Below are 21,630 nucleotides of genomic sequence, written 5' to 3' on the forward strand. Positions count from 1 at the left end.
AATATCTTCCGCTTCGCCAAACGTCATGGATCACGCGACCAGCATCGCGAGCGTTTCCGCAATCAGTGCCGGCTTGTCCTCGCCATCGATCTGCAGTTCGTTCATGATCTTGATGAGGATGCGACCGCCGCCCTTGCTCTCCGCCGACACCAGCGTCATACGGCTACGCACCCGCGCACCTGCCTTAACGGGTGTCATGAAACGCACCTTATCCAGACCGTAGTTAAGGCCCGCCGACGCATCCTTGGGAACGATGCCGATCTCGATTGCGAGGCCCCCGAGCAATGACAGGGTCAAATAACCGTGTGCGATCGTGCCGCCGAACGGACTCTCGCGTTTCGCCCGCGCCTCGTCGACGTGAATCCATTGTTTGTCGCCCGTACATTCGGCGAACGCATTGATACGCGCCTGGTCGACCAACACCCACTCCGACACGCCCAGCTCGCGACCCACGAAATCGCCGATGGTGGCAATGCTGTAATTCTCAGAACTCATCGCTTGCACTCCTGGTAGTTGCTTACCCATCAGGCGAACTGCTCGCGCAGCCACTTCTTGTTGGTCTTGCCGACACTTGTCTTTGCAATTGCATCGACGAACTTCACCATCTGCGGCACCGCGTACTTCGATATCTTTCCGGATGTGCTGAACGACAGGACGTGCTGCTTGATGTCGTCCTCCGTGACTGCCACCCCCTCCTTGAGCACGACCAGCGCCACCGGCCGCTCCCCCCACTTCTCGTCCTTGATGCCGATGACGGCCACTTCGGACACGCCTTCGTAGCGCGAGATCAGGTTTTCTACCTCGAGCGATGAAACCCACTCACCGCCGGACTTGATCACGTCTTTGAGACGGTCGGTGATTTGTACGTTGCCCGTCGGATCGATACTGGCAATGTCTTGCGTATGGAGATAGCCACCGGCCCACAGTTGCTCGGAAGCCTCGGGGTTCTTCAGATAGCCTTGAGTAAGCCACGGTGCCCGCGCGACGATCTCGCCGGTGGCTTTGCCGTCGTGGGCGAGCTCATCCATGTTGTCGTCGACGACACGCAGATCAACCAGAGGAACCGGCCGGCCGGTCTTGCAGCGCAGGCTGAGCTGCTCGTCGGCGTCGAGCTTTTCAGCCCCGGGTGGCAGCTGCGCGAGACTGAGCACGGGGCAGGTTTCCGACATCCCGTAACCGACGAACACATCGATGCCCCGGTCTAGCGCTGCCTTGGCGAGACCTTGCGGCAACGCGCCGCCGCCGATGATGACTTTCCACTTGCTCATGTCCGTCGACTTCCCCTCCTCGCACGAGAGCAGCATGTGCAGGATGGTGCCGACACAATGCGAGAACGTGACACTCTCTTCGCGCACGAGCCGCGCGAGCCGGTCCGGTAAATAGCGTCCGGGATAGACCTGCTTCACACCCAGAACCGTGGCGATATACGGCATGCCCCATGCGTGGACGTGGAACATCGGGGTGAGCGGCATATACACGTCACCACGATGGAAACGCTGTCCCGAGACGGGGCTCGCCAGTGCCGCCATCAGGGTGATGGTGTGCAGAACCAGTTGCCGATGCGTGAAATAGACGCCCTTGGGAAGACCAGTCGTGCCGGTGGTATAGAAAGTGGTTGCACGCGTGTTCTCGTCAAAATCTGGAAACACGTAGTTCGTACTACTCGCCGACAGCATCGCCTCGTACTCAGTCGAGAATGGAATGCTGTGTGCGGAAACTTCGCTACCCGGCTCATCGATCCAGATGAAGGTACGCACGGTTTCCAGTTTGTCCTTGATCGATTCGACGACCGGCAGAAAATCCGTGTGAACCAGCAGGACTTCAGCGCCGGCATGATTGATCGTGTAGGCGATTTCGACCGGGGACAGGCGCACGTTCACGGTCTGCAAGACAGCGCCCATCATCGGGACGGCGAAATAGCTCTCGAGATAGCGGTGGCTGTCCCAGTCCATCACCCCGACGGTGCTGCCGTGCCGAACGCCAAGTTGGCTCAACCCGTTGGCGAGCCGCGCAATACGCTCGCGCAACGTGGCATAAGTCATCCGGAACTGGTCCCGGTAGACGATCTCCTCTTCCTGCGCCTGAACGAACGGTGTAAGCAATAGTTGCTTGATCAGCAACGGATAGGCGTAGGCGGCGGATCCTTGCGTCATGACTTCGTCCTGCATCTGTATCTCCTTCAGTTCCAGAATGGATTTAAAGCGGATGCTGATCTATTTATCTTTCTCGGCCCGCTGTGGTATCGCGTTGGGGTAATCATGCAAGTGTCCGGACGCGGGAAGTACCCCCTGAATGGGGGAGTGCCGTGGTTACAAGCGGGGGAGCCCGGTATGTGTCTAATGATTGGCGGAACGTTCGCCTCCGCCCTCGAGCAACGTGCGACGTGCGCCGAGGTCAGGCCGGAAGCCTCCCTCCTCGCCCAGGCTTGCATTGCGATTTTCCGCACGTATAGAATGATTTGATCTTCTCCATCAGCGGCCCGAACCCGAGCGTCGGTTGGGGACCAACAGCCGGGTGGCCTGATACGCACGCGCAGGAAGCTGCACACGCTTGTGATCTTCCGTCGCGTTTTCAGCACTTGTGCACATTGACCGCTCCAAAATGGCATTCATGACCGACACGTCCGAAGCAATGCGGACAAACCAGTGGTTCTGCTCCTTGCCTGCGCTCGAGCAGGAGGCGCTTATCCAGCGAAGCGAATTGGTGACGATGCACCCCGGCGAATATCTGTTCCGCCGCGGAGATACGCCGATCGGCTTCTATGGCATTAAGAGCGGCCGACTGAAAGCCTGCACGCTTCGCGAAGACGGCAAGGAGGCGATCCTGGCCGTCATCGAAGCCGGCAACTGGTTTGGACAGACCTCCATGACCGATGGTCAGCCACGGCCACGCGATGTCGTCGCCATCGAGCGATCGACCGTCTTCGTGGTCAGAACAGCCGCCTTTGACGAGCTGATGCAGAGACCAGCGTTCCTCCGGGCTATCGCCGAGTTGCAGTCCATCCACATGAACTGGCTCTATCGCCTGATCGAAGATGCCACCCTCCACTCGACGCGCGCGCGCATTGCCCGGCGCCTGCTGCTGCTCGCCTCGGGCGACGTGACAGCGTGGCCGCAGAGTCGCCAGGACGTCAGCATCTCCCAGGACACCCTGGCCATGATGCTGGGCATCACGCGCCAGACGCTGTCGCTGGAACTGAAGGCAATGGCCGAAAAAGGAGCGATCGCTCTCCGGTATGGTCGAATCGAAATATGTTCGAAGGACATTCTTTCGTCCTTTCAGGACGGTCCTTGATCGCTCCCGCCAGCACGCTCTCGAGCCGTTCGTCGTCCCGCACGCAGACTAGAACGTGTGCCGTATCCCGGCCATGATGCCTAGCTGGGTCGTACCGTACGCCGAACTCAAGGCGTTGATACCCTGGAACTGGGCACCCACCATTCCACCGCGATACAGAGAGTAGTCGGCTTCCAGATAGGTATCCGTACGTTTCGACCAGTTATAGTCCGCGAGCAACTGGAACTGCGTCGAGTTGCCGTCGGCCGTTTGCGTCTTCCCGGTCTGAATCGTGCGCCATACATTCGCAGACAGGTGCGTCGCATTCCCTATCAGTTGCGTCACCCCGCCAAAAAACATTTCCCGGGCACTGAATGTATTGAATTTAAGCGCGGACAATTCCGGCGGGGTGAATGGCCCGTTAGAGAAATTGCCGACAAACCCGGCATCCTGCCTGTTCACGGCCCAGCCGGCGTTGACGGTCGTATCGCCGAACGAATAGGACCCGCCAGCCGTCCAGGATTTGAAGTGCGCAGAACCGTTCACGGCATCGCGCGAGTCCAGGTACGCCGCAGCCAGACGCAAGGGTGCGCCAGGCAAATAGAGAATCGATGCCCCAATCTGACTGCCCGAACCAAATGCGCCTGCATTGCCACCAAACGCATACGACAGCTCAGCCGTGAGGGATTGCCATCGCGCCGCGTACTTGACCATGTTGCTGGTCCACACGCCCTGAGCCATCATGACTTCTGGCCGAAACTGATAGAAGGTCGGCAGCCATGCATTGGTCACGAAGGCACCCACAACAGCGTCGGTAAGCGGGTTGATCTGACGGCCCATGGTCAACTTCCCGTAACTGCTCGACTGCAAGCCAACAAAAGCCGTATTGAAGAACGGATAGGCAGGGTCGGTCGCCCCGGTGTTCGGGAAAAAGCGGTTCTCCAACTGGAATACGACCTTCGTTCCGCCACCAATGTCTTCCGCTCCCTTGAATCCCCAAAGACTCTCATTTGCGCCGTTGGCGAGTTGCACACGGGAATCGCCTTGCGCATCCGCATGCGTCGTGTAACGAATTCCTTCATCGACGACGCCGAATAGCGTGACCGACGACTGCGCGGCTGCTGAGACGGAGTACAGCGTCGCAGTAGACATGATGGCCGCCAACAGGCCGGCCTTGCGTCGATGCCGCTCTTTTCCAGCCAATCTCCTTACCTTCGCCATACAAAAACTCCAATTTTATGATTATGTCGCACTACGAACTATATGAACCCTATTTACAGCTCATTCATTGCCGGCTGAGTACACACGCCTGAGTTCTTCCTGTTGCGTGACTCGATGGGCCGACATGACCTGATCAGCCTGCCGGCTCGGCGAGAACCTCACCCTCTGACGGCACCGGCTCCGATCAAGGCCTTGTGTCCACAACCATACGTTGCCCGGAAACGTTGACCACAACTGCCAGAAAACTTACTTTGCGCACCATGAACGCATTGGCCACTGCGCCAAGCCTTATCCCGTCGCGTTGACGAGGCGTCCGTGATAACCCTGGCGGCGTGGCAAAAACACATCGCACGGGCGACGGATCACTCCATACGCTAGCGAGCCCCCGACATAATTTCGTCTTCCGTCGCGTGCTCACCGCTCCAAACACGATGACCGCCTTGACCGACTCGCCTGGACACGAATCGTGAGTCGCAATGACACACGCCTCCTGTACGGATGGCGAATCGGCGCGAGGCAGAAGCGTTGCTTTACTTCTGAAGGAGCTGGCGACTCCACCAGCCGATTTCTTCGAGCGTCTCAGCGGTTTCCGGCAAGAACGGGAAGAGCGTGAAGACATGGACCGAATCGGCCACAATCTTCAATTGCACGTTCGCGCCGGCTGCCTTTGCCCGCTCCGCAAAACGAGTCGTGTCGCTTTCCAGCACCTCTCCCTGCACTGCCGAAAGAAACACCGGCGGAAGGTCGGCGAGGTCAGCGAACAGCGGCGATACCATCGGATCGGTCGGCTCGTGGCCCTGGAAGTAGGACGCGACGAGGTTGGAAAGCGTCTCGCGATTCGCGGCCGGGTCGTCGCCCGAATTCGCCTTGACGGAGGGGCCGCTCAGCGTGAGGTCGGTCAGCGGGCAGATTGCAATGACGCCGCCTGGCAACGGCAGGCCGGCGCGGCGTAACGCAGCAGCCAGCGCCAGAGCCAGGCCGCCGCCGGACGATTCGCCGCTCAGGAAGACCGTCGACGGATCGACACCCGCAGCGAGCAAGCCGCGATACGCGCTGAATGCGTCATCGAATGCCGCCGGATACGGGTGCTCGGGCGCGAGGCGGTAGTCGACCGTGTAGCACGGACCGTTCAGGGCGTGCGAGAGACGGCTTGCGTATTCAACCGAGCTCTTCGCCGACCCCAGCACGTAGCCGCCGCCGTGGAAGTGCAACACGGTCGCCTTGTGCCCTGCTCCTGCCGCAACCACGCGCAACGCGCTCACCCCGTGAAGATCGACGTCCGTCACTTCAGTGCTTGCCGGCACCGGGAACTGCTCCAGAAGAAACCGTTCGTAGGCTGCACGTTGCCCCCTGTCGCCACGCGCAATGTCATCCGGCTTGAACACGCCCTTCCAGAGATCGAAAGCGCGCTGACTCTCGGGACGGGCCATCCGCTTTCCTTCGCGTGCCGCGCTCAAGCCCACCACCTCGCCCGGCGGCAGCTTGACGGCGTTGAGGATGTCGTGCCCCCAGGCGAACGACCACGAAGCCTCAGCCAACGGATCGATGCGCGAGAGTCCCTTCAGGCGTCCGTTACGCTGGCGTACCCGTGCCTCGTCGGGCTCGTGGGCCCAGTCGACGACAAAGCGCGCGCCCGCCTGAATCCGCGTCGTACGCGGCTGGCGGCGCCGTTCGTATTCCAGCAGCGCGTCCTGAATGCCAGCGGTGCCGTGGTTCTTGAGGCAGGTGGCAAGGACCCACGCATCTTCGATCGACTGGCAGGCGCCCTGCGCAAGATAAGGCACCATCGCATGCGCGGCGTCGCCGAGCAGCGCGATCCGTCCGGTGGCCCAGTGTTCAATCGGATCCCGGTGGTACATCCCGGTGATGAAGGTCGAGTCGACGGCTTCCAGCATTTTCTGAACGGTCGGCTCGGAACCTCCAAACGCGCGGCGCAGTTGCGCGACGTCGCCCGCTTGCGTCCATGACTCGCGACTCACTTCGGTTGCCGGCACCGACGCGAGAACGCCGTAGAGGTCCGGGCGAACCCAGTACGAGACGATATTGCGGCCAATGCCGAACCAGTTGTTCCCCGCCACCGGCAGGTTCAACCCGCGAAGCCGGTCTGCCGGAATCAGCGCGCGCCACATCAGGATGTTGGCGAACTGCTTCTCCTCAGGCCCCCGGAGAGCCGTCCGAACCGCGGAGTGAATGCCATCCGCGCCGATCACGGCGTCGCCGCGAATCACTTCGCCGTCTTGCAGGGTGACGTAGGCGCCGTCGTCGTCCTGCGACACCGACGCGCATTGTGCCCCGAGCCGGACCACATTGGGTGGCAGGGCCTTCGCGAGCAACTCGATCAGATCGGCGCGGTGGACGTTGTAAAGCAATGCGCCATAACGTGTCGCTGCTTCCTCACCGAGCGGGGCGTAGTACAGGCGGCGTCCCGTCGACAACTCGAGGTAATCAAAGCCAGACGGCACGGTCGCAATGCTCGCCAGCGCCGGCTCGAGCCCCAATTCCCGCAGCACGATCGTGCCGTTCGCAGCGATCTGGATGCCCGCCCCGACCTCGGTCAACTGCGCTGCGCGCTCCAGTACAATCGGCTCGATACCTTGGCGCAGCAACGCCAGAGCGGTTGTGAGCCCACCAATACCACCTCCAACAACGATGACTTTCATGCTAAGTTTCTCCAACTGGGTTAGTTAACCCAGTGTAGTTAATTAACTCAACACGGTAAAGTAATGACGACGCCAGGGAAAACCCTTCGCTCGGATGGGGCGGAGACACGAATTCGCTTAAAAGAAGAAGCTCAACGCCTGTTCGCGCTGCGCGGACTGGACGGTGTCTCCGTGCAGGACATCATCTCCGCCGCGGGGCAGCGCAACAGCGCCTCGCTGCGCTACTACTTTGGAAACAAACTGGAACTGGCCCGTGAGCTGGTCGTCGACGGTGCGCGCCTGATCGACGAAGACCGTCAGGCGCGGCTCGACAGACTGGAGGCAGAGGAAGGGATAAACGTGCGAGCGGTATTAGGCGCGCTGCTCTTTCCGATGCTTGAGCTGGCGGATCGTACGGGGCAGGCGACCTACATCCGCATGATCGCCAACTTGCAGTTGAACAATCGCGCGTTCTTGCGTGAGGCGCTGGAAAACAAATGGAATCTGGGCTATCAGCGTTGCAACGATCTGCTTCGCAACCTGCTTGCCGATATTCCATCGGCAATCGTCGATCACCGACTGTCGCTCATCAGCATCTACGGCAATGCCTCGCTGGCCGCGTGGGAAGCGAGTCGGGACGGTGGCGATTCGGGCGCGCTCTGGTCCCCGCCATACGCGGTGTCCAGCTTGATGGACAGCTTTGAAAGCGTACTCACTGCAGAGCCGTCGGAGGAAACGCGGTCCCTGTTGGGGGGAGCTGACGGCGAGCGTTAGTGGTTTCGCCTGGCGGCCAAAAATGCGTTGGGACATCCTGCGTCTGGCGGTGGAAGGTCACCGCACTGCGGGACATCGACCTCCGTGAAGGGCCTTAACGTAGAGCGTATTTACGCCGCTCGCCGCCAAGGTCCTCCCACAAGGTCAAGCTTTGTGACTACCGCTATACATTACATCGACGCCGTCAGATAGGGATTCTCCTTCCCCGGCCCATAGGGCTGCGCCTTGAGTTCCATGCGTGCAATGCTCTGCAGGTGAACCTCGTCCGGGCCATCCGCGAGCCGCAACGCACGGCCCCATGTCCAGCTATCGGCCAATGGCGTGTCGGGGCTCAGACCCATCGCGCCAAACACCTGCATTGCCCGCTCGCAAACGGCGGTGTGAACGCCCGGCACGAGCGCCTTGATCATCGAGATCTCCTTGCGCGCCTCCTTCGCCCCCACGTTGTCGATCATCCACGCGGCTTTCAGAACAAAGAGCCTCGCCTGATCGATTTCGATGCGTGACTTCGCGATCCATTCGGCGACCGTCCCATGCTCAAACAGCGTCTTTCCGAATGCCGTGCGTGCCTGAGCCCGTTCAACCATCAACTCGAGCGCCAGTTCCGCGGCACCGATCGAACGCATGCAGTGGTGAATCCGCCCCGGTCCGAGACGCGCCTGCGCGAGCGCGAAGCCGCTGCCCTCTTCGCCGAGGAGATTCGACCGGGGTACGCGCACGCCTTTGAACTCGATCTCGCAGTGCCCTTCCGGCGCGACATGATTGACCACCGAGATATTACGGATCACTTTGACGCCGGGTGTATCGCGAGGCACGAGAATCATGCTCTGCTGACTGTGACTCGGCGCGTCGGGATCCGTTTTGCCCATCACGATGAAGATCTGGCAATTCGGGTGAGCTGCATTCGTGATGAACCACTTGCGGCCGTCGATGACATAGTCGTCGCCGTCACGACGAATCGACGTCGTAATATTGGTCGCGTCCGAAGAGGCCACAGCCGGCTCCGTCATCGCAAACGCCGAGCGGATCTTGCCGTCGAGAAGCGGCTTGAGCCACTGCTCGCGCTGGGCAGGCGTGGCAAACATATGGAGCAACTCCATGTTGCCCGTGTCCGGCGCATTGCAGTTGAACACCTCGGACGCCCACGACACTCGCCCCATGATTTCAGCGAGCGGCGCGTACTCGAGATTGCTCAGGCGGGTACCCGGTTCATCATCGCGCAGATGCGGCAGGAACAGGTTCCAGAGACCCTCCTCACGCGCCTGCTCCTTCAGGGTTTCCATAAAGGAAACCGGATATTGACCCGCACTCACTTCGTCGTGCCACTGCCGGATGCGCGGAACGATATGCGTGTCCATGAACGTACGCAGTTGTGTGCGCAGCGCTTCGACTTTCGGGCTGTATGCAAAGTCCATTTTTACTCTTCCAGAATTGTGATGAATGCCGTCGACGCATGGGCAAAACCCGTGCGTCGGCTCCTTGACTAGATCGTCAGTCCACCGTCGACGACGATGCACTCTCCATTGGTATAGCTCGCGGCATCGGACACCAGGTAAAGCACGGTACCCGCCATCTCGCGAGGTTCCGCGTGGCGCCGCAGCGGGATGCGCGACATCCAGTTTTCATACGTGTCCTGATCTGCGAACAATGCCCCCGCAAAGCGGGTTTTGGTCAATCCGGGAAGCAGCGCATTCACCCGAATCCCCAAGGGCCCGCACTCCTTCGCGAATGCCCGCGTCATGTTGACAACGGCGGCTTTGGTGATCGAGTAGATTCCCTGCTTGTCGCCAGGCTGCAAGGCATTGACCGAAGCCGTATTGACGATCGCACCGCCACCGTGCTCCCGCATCAACTTGCCCGCCTCAACGGACATGAAGAAGTAACCGCGCAGATTGACTTCCACCGTCTTTTCGAAGGACGACAGATCGGTGTCGAGAATGTGGCCAAAATAGGGATTCGCCGCCGCGTTGTTGACGAGGATATCCAGACGGCCGTGCTGGGCACGAATATGCTCGAAGATCGCGTGAATGTCCTCGAGGCGCCCGACATGGCACGCTTTTGCTTCAGCGCTTCCGCCCGCATCCTTGATCTCGCGTGCCACCGATTCGCAATCTTCCAGCTTACGGCTCGACACAATCACGTGGGCACCCTGCTCGGCGAGCAGTTTGGCGATCTCCTCGCCGATACCGCGGCTCGCGCCCGTCACCAGCGCAATCTTCCCTTTCAGGTCAAACAAATTAGTAGTCACAATCAGTCTCCGTATATCCACTTCCGTGTTTCCTGCCTGTCTTCAGATCAGGTCCATGCCCATCTTCGCAAGCGCCCCGGTCATCTCCCCCACTTGTCGCGCCTTTTCATTCGATGCATTACCGCTCAAGGCCCGTTTCTTCACGCCCTGTGCGATCGCGGCGAGCCGGAAGAAGCTGAACGCCAGGTAGAAGTTCCAGTTCTCAATCGACGATATGCCCCGGAGTTCGCCATACCGCTCGACAATCGACGCCTCGTCCGGTACCCGCAACGCCGCTCGATCCAGGCCCGCGAGTCCGGCGATATGACTGCCGGGCGGGAGCCGCAAACACATGCAGAAGTACGCGAGGTCAGCCAGAGGATTGCCGAGCGTGGATAGCTCCCAATCGAGAACCGCGCGAACTCGCGGTTCGCCGCGCATGAAAATCAGGTTGTCGATGCGGAAATCGCCGTGCACGAGCGAAGGCTTGCCGGTTTCCGCCGGACAGTGGGTAGGCAGCCACTCGATCAGTGACTCCATCGGCTCCAATGTATCGGTCTGCGCGGCGCGATATTGCCGGGTCCACAGGTCGACTTGACGCGCGAAATAGTCGCCCGGGCGGCCGTAGTACGACAATCCGACTTCGTCGATATCCACGTCGTGGAGAGCCGCCATCGTGCCGATCAGTGCGTCGTAGACAGCGCCGCGCTCCTCGACGGGGACTTCGGGCAGCGCCGGATTCCAGAAGATTCGCCCGTCTTCGTAGCTCATGACATAAAACAGGCTACCGATGACGTCACGGTCCTCGCAAAGGTGATATGCACGGGCGACAGGGACCGGTGTTCGGCCGAGCGCCGACAGCACGCGAAACTCTCGATCAACGGCATGGGCGGACTTGAGCAGCGTGCCGGGAGGTTGACGCCTCAGCACGTAGTTACCGCTTTGCGCCTTCAAAAGAAACGTCGGATTGGATTGTCCGCCGGGAAATTTCTCAACGGACATCGGCCCTTGAAACCCGGGCACGTGCGCCGTCAGATAACGTGTGAGATCTTCGGTGTCGAAGTGAAGGCTGGGATTAATCATGTAGCAGGAGTACCGATGGAAGTCAGCCGTAGGTGACAAATTCACGCCTCTCGGCATGTTCGAGATGCGGCACTGAATTGAAGCTGACTAGCGACATCGCGTCGTCGTTAAAGACATATTGGCAAACGCTGCTGTTTCGAATCTGCAGGTTCAGTGCAATCGCGCTCGCAGCGGGCGCCTGCAAAACCTGTTGGGCGGTGACCGCGATCGGACCACCCGAACTCACCACCAGAACGCGCCTGCCGCCAGCCCGCTGGATGTCGATGCGCGCCCGCTGGACACGCGCCTGGAATTGCTGCCATGTCTCTGGAACACGGCCCGGCAAACGGTCATCGGCCCAAAGCTGCAGCACTTGCCGGAGCCCTTTGTAGAAGTCCTTCTTTGAACTTGTGGCCGAGAGTCCTACAGGCAAACCTGACGGCGAGCCCTCTTCGCCAAGGGCGGCGAACAATGCCTCGAAATCGTATTCGTTCAGACCCGCATCTTGCGCGATCTCGACTCGCGGGCCACCCATGCCGGCCAGAATTCCATCGACGGTTTGCCGATGCCGCTGCATCGTGCCGATGACAACACGGTCGAACCGCAAGTTCGCCTGCGCGAAGTACTCGCCGAGCCAACCTGATTGGGTACGACCGGAAGGAGAGAGTTCGTCATAGTTTTCGGCGCCGAAAGACGCCTGACCATGCCGTACAAGATAGAGTTCTGCCATGCCATCCTCGCTTCAACATGACTAGCAGAATACCCAGTGCCGCGACATTCAGGAAATTGATTGTTGTGATAGCCGGCTATAAGTTTTGGTGACACCTGGTGCGAATGCCCCGCCTGCCCCCACCGCGCCCGGCTACTGGTTCATTTCCCGCATGAGACGGCCAATCTGCTCGCGTAGCCAACGATGAGCCGGGTCGCCGGTCACGCTTCGATGCCAGTAGCAATGAGATTGAAGATCTGGAAGATCAAACGGCAGCGCCAGGATTCGCGCGTCGTATCGCTGAAGCAGCACAAGGGGGGCCGTCAGGACCAGATCGGTCCGCATCGCGATCAAGGGGGCAACCAGATAGTGTTGAACCCGCGTCTGAATCGATCGTCTGAGGCCTAGCCTGTTCAGTTCCGCGTCGACGAGACCCGACCCCTGGGGGCGGCTCGATACGTGGATATGACCGAACTTGAGGTAGTCATCGATCGTCAGCTTCTTTCTGGTAAACGGGTGGTCGTGGCGCAGCATGCAGGCATAACGGTCGCGGCCCAGCGGCTCCTGCTCGAGGTACGGGTCGTCAATTAGCGGCGCGTCGATCGCGAGATTGACCGCCCCGCTGGCTAGCGCTTCAGGAACCTCTCTGCGCGTCGTAAAGTAGCTTTCGATGCGGATGCCCGGCGCCAGTTGCTGCAGCACTTCCTCCAGTGCGGGCAGAAGAAGTGCTTCCGTGAGGTCGGTCATACTGAGCCGGAAGGTACGCTCAGACGAAGCGGGATCGAAGCGCCCTCCGACGTGCGTGCTCGAGTCAAGCAGTTGCAGCGCCTCACGAACCTGGCCGATGATGTTTTCCGAAGCGGGCGTCGGCATCATGCCGACCGACGTGCTGACAAAAAGCTGATCGTCGAATGCTTTGCGCATCCGCGCCAACGCATTGCTGACAGCAGGCTGGGTGATGAACAGCATCTCCGCCGCGCGCGTCAGGTTTCGCGTTCTGTAGACGGCTTCGAAGACCACGAAGAGATTCAGATCAACCTTGGACAGACGCATTCTCGAATTCCCCGACGCCACTCAAACTGCATTCCCAGCTCCTTTTGTTCACGCACATGCATCGGCGCCAGGCGACGATCAGCGTGGTATCACGGAGCAACCCCGGCGAGTCTACTCCCGCCGGGGCAAGACAGCCAAACAGGGAAATGAGGACACGTCGCGCGCGCTTATCCTGCGCTTGTGCGCGATCGTCGAGAGGGTGATCGGGTCGTCTGCTCGCCCTGTCTACCGCCTAAGTCCTATAAATTTTCACGGATCATGGCGAACACGTCGGCGGACTGGCCCTGCAGCATGGCTTTCGCTGAGTAGAGGACCATTCCATACGCAGACCCCCATTCGATCTTCGGCGGCATCACGAGCGTCATCGTGTCGACCTTGACGTTCAGAAGCGCGGGGCCAGGCTGGTTCAACCAGGTCACGACGGCCTCTTCGAGCTCGTCGGCTTTCGACACCGTGCGCCCCCATAATCCGATCGCCTCGGCAACCTTGCCGAAGTCCGGATTTTGCAGGCCCGTGTAGAGCGGGAGCATGCCTTCGGACTTCTGCTCGATGTCGATAAATCCAAGCTTGCCGTTGTCGAACACCACTACCTTAACCGGCAGCTTCTCCTGCACGACCGTCATGAGTTCACCGAACAACATGGCGAGACCACCGTCGCCGGACATGGAAATCACCTGGCGTCCAGGCTGACACTTCTGCAGCCCCATCGACATCGGCAGGGCCGCCGCCATCGTGCCGTGGAGCAGACTGGAAAACACCCGGCGTTTTCCGTTGGTGTCGATATGCCGATAAAGCCAGACCGTAGGCGTCCCATCGTCGGCGCAGAACAGTGCATCGCTCGCTGCGTGCCGGTTGATCAGCTCGGTCAGATAGATGGGAGGAATCGTCCCGCGGTCCGACGCAACGGCCTTGGACCGGTGGGTTTCCACCGCGCGAGCATGCCGTTCGACGAGCTTGTCGCGGAACTCGGTTGACGTGCGCGGTTTAAGGCGCGGCAGCAACGCCTCCATGGTGGACTTGATATCGCCAACCAGCCCTAACGTAACCGGATGCCGGCGGCCGAGATGATCCGGTGCGAGATCGATCTGAACGATCCTGGCCTTCTCCGGATAGAACTGCCGCCACGCGAAGTCGGCGCCCAGCATCAGCAAAGTTTCGCATTCGGATACTGCCAGATAACCCGCTTCGCCGCCGATAATGCCGGTCATGCCGACGTTGTACGGGTTGTCGTGTTCCAGTACGTCTTTGGCGCGGGACGTGTGTGAGATGGGCGCCTTGAGCCGCTCGGCTACCGCCAGGATTTCGGCGTGCGCGCCACGGCATCCTGAACCGCCATAGATCGCGATCTTGTCGCCGCCCGAATTGAGGATGTCGGCGACACGGTCGAGGTCCGCATCACTCGGCCGGACCATGGGCACATTCGTGTGAACTGAATACGGCACGTCATCGCTCGTATTGGCATGGGCGATGTCGACCGGCACGATCAACACCGCGACGCCACCCTTTGCGATGGCGGTCTGACAGGCAATCACGGTTTTGCGTCGCGCCTGCTCCGGCGTAATGATCATGTCGCAGAACACGGAGCACGAGCCGTAGATCGCCTTGAAGTCGACTTCCTGAGGAAAGTTAAAACCGAGTTCCTCGCTCGCGACCTGGGTTGCGATCAGGATAACCGGCGCCCGATTGCGGTTGGCATCCACCAGACCGTTAATGAAGTGAAGGCTGCCAGGGCCGCAGCTTCCCGCAACAGCGGTGAGGTTGCCGGTCAGCATGGCTTCGGCTTCGGCGGCGAACGCCCCCGCCTCCTCATGGCGCACATGAACCCACTCCATGTCGCTCTCATTGATGTGGTGAGCGATGAGATTCAGCGTGTCGCCCACGATCCCGTAGCAATGCTTGACGCCCGCCGCCGCGAGTGTGTCCACAATGATTTCGGCAACTTTCTTGCTCATGTCTGTTCTCCTGAAGGTACGCCATGGATGAAACAGTCAACCACCGTTGTGAACCGTAGAACCAGCGTTCGTCGCTGCCGGTCGCGCTGATTCCATCGATGGGATGATTCATTTACCTTGCAGCATGCGGGTTCGCCAGTTGTTGGGCGACTCGCCGACCATCCGGCCGAAAACCGTTGTGAAGTGCGCATGCGATCCGAAGCCGCAACTGAGCGCGACGTCGAGCACGCTGAGCGTCGACGAGCGCAGCAGCATCTGGGCATGCTCGATTCTGCGGCGCAGCAGGTACGCGTGCGGCGAATAGCCTGTGGTCGAGCGGAATTGCGCGGCGAAATGCATGCGGGTGAGGCCGGTGCTGGCGGCAACATCGGCAAGTCCGATAGGTTGCGCGAGATTCGCTTCGATGAAATCGAGCGCGCGCCGCAGACGCCACGCCGGCAGCGGCGCCGCGTGCCGCTCGGCCCGCGGCGTGCGCTCGGCAGCCCGCGCGAGCAGGCGCGCGACGATCGCGTCGCAAATGCTGTCCGCGAAGAGCCGGCCGGACGTGTCGGCGACCGGATTGACCTCCTCGAGCGCGGTCGCGAACCGCTCGACCGCGACGTCGCGGAAGATGCGCGGGTTCGCGATCGCCCCAAGTGGCTCCCGAAGCGCACCCTCGGCCTCCTCGTAGCGCCTCGCCAGCAGATCAGGCTCGATGAACAGATGCATGACGCGGCACGATGTCGAATACGACACACTGACGCTTTCGCCGGGCGCCGTGATCTGGATCGAGCCCGGCATCACAGGGCCGTCCCAGATCACGTTGCCGCCGTGCTGGAAGCGCACCGTGGCCGGCGTCAGACTGATGCCGACAATGCAGAAGCGGTCGTCGCAGCGGCTCGACACTTCCTGCGCATCGCCCGGCACCCGGGCCCAGCGCGCGACGGCGATCCGGTCGCCGGTGACGCTGCCGGCCGCGGACGGCGGCGGGCAACGCCAGTGTTCCTCGACCTGCACGACCGGATGATCGGCTGCGACCCCGGTTTCGGCGGCGAAACGTGCCGCCTCGTTGCCGCCCGCCACATTCGATACCCTCTTGATCATGTGTGCCTCTCCTGTCGATGCCGGCGACGTGCCCGCGACGAAAGCCGACAGGCTTCCAGGGCCGGATGTCGGCAGTCCCGATCTTGCGCAGTCTGGCGGCGGCGCAACATCCCCCCTTTGGGGGAGTACGACGGGTGAGGCGTCCCTCGCTCGTGGGGTCATTTCAGGTTGTCGCGGCGCGGCTTGATTGCGCCCGCGGGATGGCGCTTCGCGATCGACAAGCGCAGCGCGGAATAGGCCCGCGCAACCATCGGGTAGTCAGCGGGCAGACCCCACTTCTCGCGGTATTCGTCGGGGGTCATCGCGAAGTGGTGTTGCAGGTAGCGTTTGAGCGACTTAAGCCGGCGTCCGTCTTCCAGACAGACGAGGTAGTCGTCGTGCACCGATTCCTCGATCGGCACCGCGGCCCGCTGCTGCGCGGGCGATGCCGACCTCGTGCGCAAGGCGGCCAGTGCGGCGTAGGTGCTCGAGATGAACGCCGAAAGATCGGCTGCCGGCAGCGGATTGCACGACACGAAGCTCGCCACGATTTCGGCGGTGAGCTCGATCAGATCGACGTCGTCCGTCGCAGCCCGCCTCGACGGAGCAACGGCTCCGGGTGGAACAGCAGCGTTGCCGGAACGTGGAGTGCGGATTCCCGAAACATCATGGTTCTTCATGACTCGACTCCATGACAGGCTGATCATCGGACACATCAGTTACGTCAGCGTCGCGCCACACGGCGATCAATTCCCCGGCAGGTCGTCGCTGCGATATCCGCCACCGAGCGCGCGGGTCAGCACGATGCCCGCCTCGATCTCGTCGCCGGCCAGTTGCACGAGCTCGAGACGCCCAACGATGACCGGCGCCTTCGCCTCTATCGCGGTGGTCCTGTCGCCGAGGCCGGTCTGGTAGCTCGCCTCGGCACTGTCGCTCGCGAAGCGCAACGCGTCAATCCGGGCATGCTGCAGATGCACGCGATGATCGAGGTCGTCGATCTCGCTGCCGCTCTGCGCGACGTCGCGGACCGCGTCGAGCACCGCCTGGTCGTACTGCTCGATCAGCGTGTTGCTGGCCGTACGCGCGCCGTGCAGGTTCGCATTCAGGCGGCCGCCGTCGAAGATCGGCAGCGTGAGACCGGGAATGAGGTTGATCTGCTGGCTCGAATGCATGAACAGGTCGCGCATGCGCAGTGCATTGAACCCGAAGAACGCGGTGATATCGAAGCTCGGGTAGAACGCCGCTTTCGCCGCGTCGATCTTGTCGAATGAGGCCTGTACCAGCCAGCGCATGGCCTGCAGATCCGGGCGCCGCGCGAGCAGCTCGTACGACAGCGTCGAGGGCAGCGAAACCGCCGGCGCCGGCAACGGCACCGGCGCGATCGCCGGCAAATCGTCGGGACCGGCGCCCGCCAGCGCGCGCAGCGCCTCGCGCGCGTGGACGATCTGTTCCTCGCTCGACGCGATCTGCTGGTCGATCGCGAGCAACTGCGCGCGCGCCTCGGCGGTTTGGGTCAGCGCTTCGAGGCCGCGTTCGTGCCGCGCCAATCGCGTGTCGAGCTCGAAAGCACGCACTTCGCGAAGTTGCCGCAACAACTCGAGGCTCGCGTAGGTGATCTGGATGCTGTAGTAGAGCTGCGCAACGCCTGCCGACAGCTCGAGCTCGGCCTGCGCCGCCTCCGCGCGCCGCGCGTTCTGCTCGCCGATCGCCGCACGCACGAGGTCGCGCTGCTTGCCCCAGATGTCGATGTCGTAGTGCGCGTCGACGCCCACGAGGCCGGTCCAGTACCACGGCCCATACGCGCCGATCGCCGGGTCGTGCGACGCGTACGCGCTGAGGAAACCGTGACCCGAGACCCGTTCGCGATCGGCATCCGCAAGGGCGGACATCTGCAGACCGGACCCCGCGCGGATCACCTCGACCTGCGCTTGGGCCTGCGAGACATGCTCGCGCGCGACAGCGAGCGTCGGCGCATGGGCCAGCGCCACGTCGACGAGCGTATCGAGCTGCGGATCGTGATACTGCTGCCACCAGCGCGCTGACGGCCAGCCTTCGCTCGCGAGATGGATGTCGTCGGCGAGACGAATCTGCTGCGGCGCAATCATCGTGGCCGGCGGACTGTCGTGGTGAATGATCGCGCAAGAGGCGAGTAACGGCAGCGAGAGAGACGCGAGCCAGTGGGCGAGCGGTCGTGTGGCTGGTCGTGTGGCTGGTCGTGTGGCTGGTCGTGTGGCTGGTCGCGTGGCGGGTCGTGTGGTCAGTCGTACGGCCGGCATGCGCGTCAGGCGCCACAGGCTCAGTAAGCGCGGTAAGCGCAGCACGCGGCGCAGGATGCAGGCTAAGCGTGTCATCGCAGATCACCCCGCATTCGCGAATTCGCCGGCCCCACGCTCGTCGGCCCACCAGCGTGGCAACCCGGCGAGTGCCGCATCAATCCGTAGCGCGAGGCGTTCCAGCGTTTCTGCGCCTGCCCTGCCCGCTATCGCTGCCGGCGCGGTGCGCAGTCCACTCGGGTCGAGCGGCGCCGGCGTCGTCGCGGCCGGTGGCTCGGCCGCGAGCTGTGACGCGTATCGCTCCAGCGCATCCGTGACATCCGACTGAAACTTCGCTGCACGCTCCATCGGCGCGCCTGCCGACGCATTGATCATCGCTTCATGATGAAACGCTTCGATCGCGATGAGCAGCGCACGGCTCTGCGCGAGCATCGTCTGCGACAGCAGCGTAATTCGTGTCGTCTCCCCCTCGCGCCAGTCGGGTTCGAGCGCGACACGCGCGAGAGCCATCTCGCAATCCGCGACCATGGCCCACGTTTCAACCACCGCCTGCGAATCCGTCGCGCGCGGACCGGTGAGCACCGCCTTCGCCTCGATACGCGCCAGCGCCGCGATCTTGCGCAATATCGAAGTCAGTTGCGTACGCAGGCCATCCGATTCGCGCTCCGGCCACATCGACATCTGGATGAAAGTGGCCACACCGACACCCAGGATGATGCCAACGATCCGGTCGCGGATCTCGGTGAGATCTGACGGCGGCGAGAACGATTCGAGCAGCGCCAGCGCAAACGTAAACATGATCTGGATCCCGGCATAGGCGCTCCGCTCGGAACCCGCCGACACCCAGGCGCCGAGAGCGATCACGGGCAAGCTCATCAGCAGCAGCCCGGTCACGCTTTCCAGTTGCGGAATCACGAACGCGACCATGAACAGCGCCAGTGCACTGCCGATCAATGCACCGCTGATCCGCAGCACGCCCTGGCGGCTCGATGCGCCAAGACTCGGCAGCGCGACCACGAGACACGTCAGCATGATCGTGTGGATACCGGGCCAGTTCACCGCGTTGTAGAACACATAGCAGATCAGTACCGAGAACAGCGTACGCAGCGCGAAGCGCGCGTAACGCGGATTCGCGAAGACGTCCGGTTCGGGCTGCGCGGAACGCGCCGCCGCTTTCGTCACTTTCGTCGCTTGCTCCGCCTTATTCCCTTTCTCGCCTTTCTCCGTTGCACTGCCGGCGGCCGCATCCTCCGGCGGCGTCGGCGCGACGGCAGCCCGAGTGGCCTCCGAGAACGCGTTGAGCGCGCGTTGCATCGCGTCGAGCGCCGGTATCGAGGTCGACGCCCGCGCCTCGTGCGATGCGCTCCAATGCACCCATTGCACGTTGTCGCCAATCGCATGATCGAGCGACACGAGTTCGTCCTGCACCACGCGGATGGCATCGATCTGCCCGGCGTCGTGCGCGACTGCATGCTCAGGCAACACCGCCGCAGCTTCGAAGATGCGCGATACCACGGTCAAGCAGGCCAACCACGCCGAGGCATCTTCCTGGCTGTAGTGGTGACGCATGGTCGAAAAGCGCAACAGCTTCTGCAACGCGAGTGCGCCGCGCTCGAGATCGAGCGGGCCGATGCGCACGGCCGGCGCGTTCGCGTCGATCATGACCGCAAGCCGCGCACGGGCCGTCGCGAGCTGCCGTTGCATGGCGGCGCGCAACTGCTGCTCCGGTTCGGCTGGCAGAAACAGCGTGTTGATGATCAGCGACAGGACAACTGAGTAGTTGACCGCCACCCACACCCACAGACAGTCACGCACCAGCGCTTCCGCGTTATCGGTCAGATCGGCAAAGGTCTGCCCGTAAATCACGATCAGCGAGACGAGAAAGAACACCAGCCCCAGTTTTGCCACGGCCCGCATCAGATAAGCGCTGCAGAAAAAGATGGCGCTTGCGACGATGATGCGCAGCAGCGGGTAGTCGAACGTCAGCCTGTAGACGCCGATGATGCAGGCGATCGCGCAGGTCGTGCCGATCACGGCCATGAGTGCGACGAGGCGGGTCACCACGATATTCGACTGCATGACGAAGAATACCGCTATCAGTGACAACGCCAGCTCCGGCACCTGCAAGGTCATCGACACGACAAGCACGATCGCGCAGCCGAGCACGCTGCGCATGGTCACGTTGGCGCGCCCCGGAAACGCGGCTAGCTCCGCGCGCAGGAACGCAGCCAGTTGCCCGAGCGGCCGCGGCCAGGCGAGACGGTGCCCGACGCCGTCGAGCCCGCTCATGACGGCGCTCCTGCGGGCGTGGCGCGATTGTCACGATTGTCGCGACGGTCGGGCTGCAGCACGGCAACGGCGGACGTGCCGATCCGGAACAGTTGTGGATCGGGATGCTCGACCAAGATCTTCACAGGAAAGCGCTGCGCGACGTGCACCCAGTTAATGCTGCGCTGGATGTTCGGCAGACCGTTCGCGGTGCCGCCGCCGTCCTGCGGATCAACGCCGAAACCGATCGAATCGACCGAGCCGCTGAAACGGATGCGGGTATTACTCATCAGGTACACGGTCGCGCGAGTGCCGGGCCGGATATCGCCGAGCTCGTTCTCGCGGAGATTGGCGATCACGTACCAGTGCCGTGTATCGATCAACGTGAAGACGGGTTTTTGCGCGGACACGAATTGGCCGACGGAGGTGCGCAGCTCGACGACGCGGCCATCGAACGGCGCGCGCACGGTCGCGTATTCGAGGTTGAGCTGCGCCGTCGCGATTTCGGCGCTCAGCACCGCGCGCTGCGCAACGAGCGCGGCGACGCTGCTGACCGCCGCCTGCGCCTCGCGCGCCTGTGCTTGCGCGGCAGCGAGCTCGGCCTGCGCGGAACGCTGCGTGGTACGCGCGCGCTCCAGGTCGTCGGCGGAGATGTAGCCCTTTCCGATCAGCGGCTCCATTCTCGCCAGCGTGTCCCCCGCCTGCTTCGCTGCGGTCTGCGCGCGCACGACCGCCGATTTTGCAGCGTCCGCGCTGAATCCTTGCGCATTGACGGTGCGCTGCGTCAGCGGAATCTGCGCATCGAGTTGCGCGAGCGCCGCCTGTGCGCGCTGCAACGCGAACTGATACGGCCGCGGGTCGATCTCGAACAGCAGATCGCCCTGCTTCACCGCCTGGTTGTTGCGCACCGCAAGCGTAACAATCTTGCCGCTGACTTCGGGCGAGACGCCAATCGTGTCGGCGTACGCATAGGCGTCGTCGGTGCGCGGTACGGTATCCACGCGCCAGATCACAGCGATAACCGCGATCACGGCCAGCACGAGCAGCAACATGGCGGGCCAGGTTCGTGGACGCTGCTTTCCTGAGTCCGTGCTGTGGGCAGCGGTCATGGTTACAC

17 protein-coding genes are annotated in these 21,630 nt (G+C 62.1%); 2 read left to right on the forward strand and 15 right to left on the reverse strand.

Annotation, left to right across the window (positions count from 1 at the left end; genetic code table 11):
• Nucleotides 1-30: 30 nt before the first annotated feature.
• Nucleotides 31-495, reverse strand: coding sequence for a MaoC family dehydratase (locus PQQ96_RS00295; protein WP_408287243.1), 465 nt, complete (start codon nucleotides 493-495; stop codon nucleotides 31-33).
• A 29-nt stretch (nucleotides 496-524) separates the two neighbouring features.
• Nucleotides 525-2,168, reverse strand: a complete 1,644-nt coding sequence (locus PQQ96_RS00300; RefSeq protein ID WP_408287245.1) for a fatty acid--CoA ligase — start codon at nucleotides 2,166-2,168, stop codon at nucleotides 525-527.
• A gap of 433 nt (nucleotides 2,169-2,601) precedes the next feature.
• Between PQQ96_RS00300 and PQQ96_RS00305 the strand changes: the two genes are divergently transcribed.
• Nucleotides 2,602-3,294 carry a Crp/Fnr family transcriptional regulator gene (locus PQQ96_RS00305; protein ID WP_408287247.1) on the forward strand — a complete coding sequence of 231 codons (693 nt, stop codon included), beginning with the start codon at nucleotides 2,602-2,604 and terminating at the stop codon, nucleotides 3,292-3,294.
• A gap of 48 nt (nucleotides 3,295-3,342) precedes the next feature.
• Here the strand turns inward: PQQ96_RS00305 and PQQ96_RS00310 are convergent, their stop codons facing one another.
• Both PQQ96_RS00310 and PQQ96_RS00315 read right to left on the reverse strand, forming a co-directional pair.
• Entirely contained in the window at nucleotides 3,343-4,425 is a 1,083-nt protein-coding gene (locus PQQ96_RS00310; protein ID WP_408287250.1) for a porin, read from the reverse strand.
• 599 nt (nucleotides 4,426-5,024) lie between these two features.
• Nucleotides 5,025-7,154: an alpha/beta hydrolase fold domain-containing protein gene (locus tag PQQ96_RS00315; protein ID WP_408287252.1), complete on the reverse strand. Its 2,130-nt coding sequence runs from the start codon at nucleotides 7,152-7,154 to the stop codon at nucleotides 5,025-5,027.
• Between the two features lie 63 nt (nucleotides 7,155-7,217).
• Here PQQ96_RS00315 and PQQ96_RS00320 point away from each other — a divergent pair, with 63 nt between their 5' ends.
• Nucleotides 7,218-7,907: a TetR/AcrR family transcriptional regulator gene (locus PQQ96_RS00320; RefSeq protein WP_408287255.1), complete on the forward strand. Its 690-nt coding sequence runs from the start codon at nucleotides 7,218-7,220 to the stop codon at nucleotides 7,905-7,907.
• Nucleotides 7,908-8,077: 170 nt separating this feature from the next.
• On the opposite strand, the gene PQQ96_RS00325 is transcribed toward PQQ96_RS00320, so the two are convergent.
• The 11 genes from PQQ96_RS00325 to mdtN form a co-directional block, all read right to left on the reverse strand.
• Nucleotides 8,078-9,322, reverse strand: coding sequence for an acyl-CoA dehydrogenase family protein (locus PQQ96_RS00325; protein WP_408287257.1), 1,245 nt, complete (start codon nucleotides 9,320-9,322; stop codon nucleotides 8,078-8,080).
• Between the two features lie 68 nt (nucleotides 9,323-9,390).
• Entirely contained in the window at nucleotides 9,391-10,155 is a 765-nt protein-coding gene (locus PQQ96_RS00330; protein ID WP_408287260.1) for an SDR family oxidoreductase, read from the reverse strand.
• 42 nt (nucleotides 10,156-10,197) lie between these two features.
• On the reverse strand, nucleotides 10,198-11,217 hold the full coding sequence (locus PQQ96_RS00335; protein WP_408287263.1) for a phosphotransferase: 1,020 nt from the start codon (nucleotides 11,215-11,217) through the stop codon (nucleotides 10,198-10,200).
• A gap of 22 nt (nucleotides 11,218-11,239) precedes the next feature.
• Nucleotides 11,240-11,926, reverse strand: coding sequence for a histidine phosphatase family protein (locus PQQ96_RS00340; protein WP_408287266.1), 687 nt, complete (start codon nucleotides 11,924-11,926; stop codon nucleotides 11,240-11,242).
• Between the two features lie 132 nt (nucleotides 11,927-12,058).
• Nucleotides 12,059-12,958, reverse strand: a complete 900-nt coding sequence (locus PQQ96_RS00345; protein ID WP_408287268.1) for a LysR family transcriptional regulator — start codon at nucleotides 12,956-12,958, stop codon at nucleotides 12,059-12,061.
• Nucleotides 12,959-13,197: 239 nt separating this feature from the next.
• Nucleotides 13,198-14,910 carry a thiamine pyrophosphate-dependent enzyme gene (locus PQQ96_RS00350; RefSeq protein ID WP_408287271.1) on the reverse strand — a complete coding sequence of 571 codons (1,713 nt, stop codon included), beginning with the start codon at nucleotides 14,908-14,910 and terminating at the stop codon, nucleotides 13,198-13,200.
• 108 nt (nucleotides 14,911-15,018) lie between these two features.
• On the reverse strand, nucleotides 15,019-15,993 hold the full coding sequence (locus PQQ96_RS00355) for a helix-turn-helix domain-containing protein (RefSeq protein WP_408287275.1): 975 nt from the start codon (nucleotides 15,991-15,993) through the stop codon (nucleotides 15,019-15,021).
• A gap of 158 nt (nucleotides 15,994-16,151) precedes the next feature.
• Complete coding sequence (locus PQQ96_RS00360) at nucleotides 16,152-16,652, reverse strand: Ros/MucR family transcriptional regulator (RefSeq protein WP_408287277.1); 501 nt, start codon at nucleotides 16,650-16,652, stop codon at nucleotides 16,152-16,154.
• Nucleotides 16,653-16,718: 66 nt separating this feature from the next.
• The gene (locus PQQ96_RS00365) at nucleotides 16,719-18,233 is read right to left on the reverse strand and encodes an MdtP family multidrug efflux transporter outer membrane subunit (protein WP_408287616.1); all 1,515 of its coding nucleotides are present in this window, start codon (nucleotides 18,231-18,233) and stop codon (nucleotides 16,719-16,721) included.
• A 96-nt stretch (nucleotides 18,234-18,329) separates the two neighbouring features.
• A complete protein-coding gene (locus PQQ96_RS00370) occupies nucleotides 18,330-20,534 on the reverse strand; it encodes an FUSC family protein (RefSeq protein ID WP_408287279.1) in 2,205 nt (734 codons plus the stop codon).
• A complete protein-coding gene (gene mdtN, locus PQQ96_RS00375; protein ID WP_408287281.1) occupies nucleotides 20,531-21,622 on the reverse strand; it encodes a multidrug transporter subunit MdtN in 1,092 nt (363 codons plus the stop codon). The genes PQQ96_RS00370 and mdtN overlap by 4 nt, the downstream gene beginning before the upstream one ends.
• Nucleotides 21,623-21,630 lie beyond the last annotated feature (8 nt).

This window comes from Paraburkholderia sediminicola, from assembly GCF_046027825.1.
GTDB classification, from domain to species: Bacteria; Pseudomonadota; Gammaproteobacteria; order Burkholderiales; family Burkholderiaceae; genus Paraburkholderia; species Paraburkholderia sediminicola_D.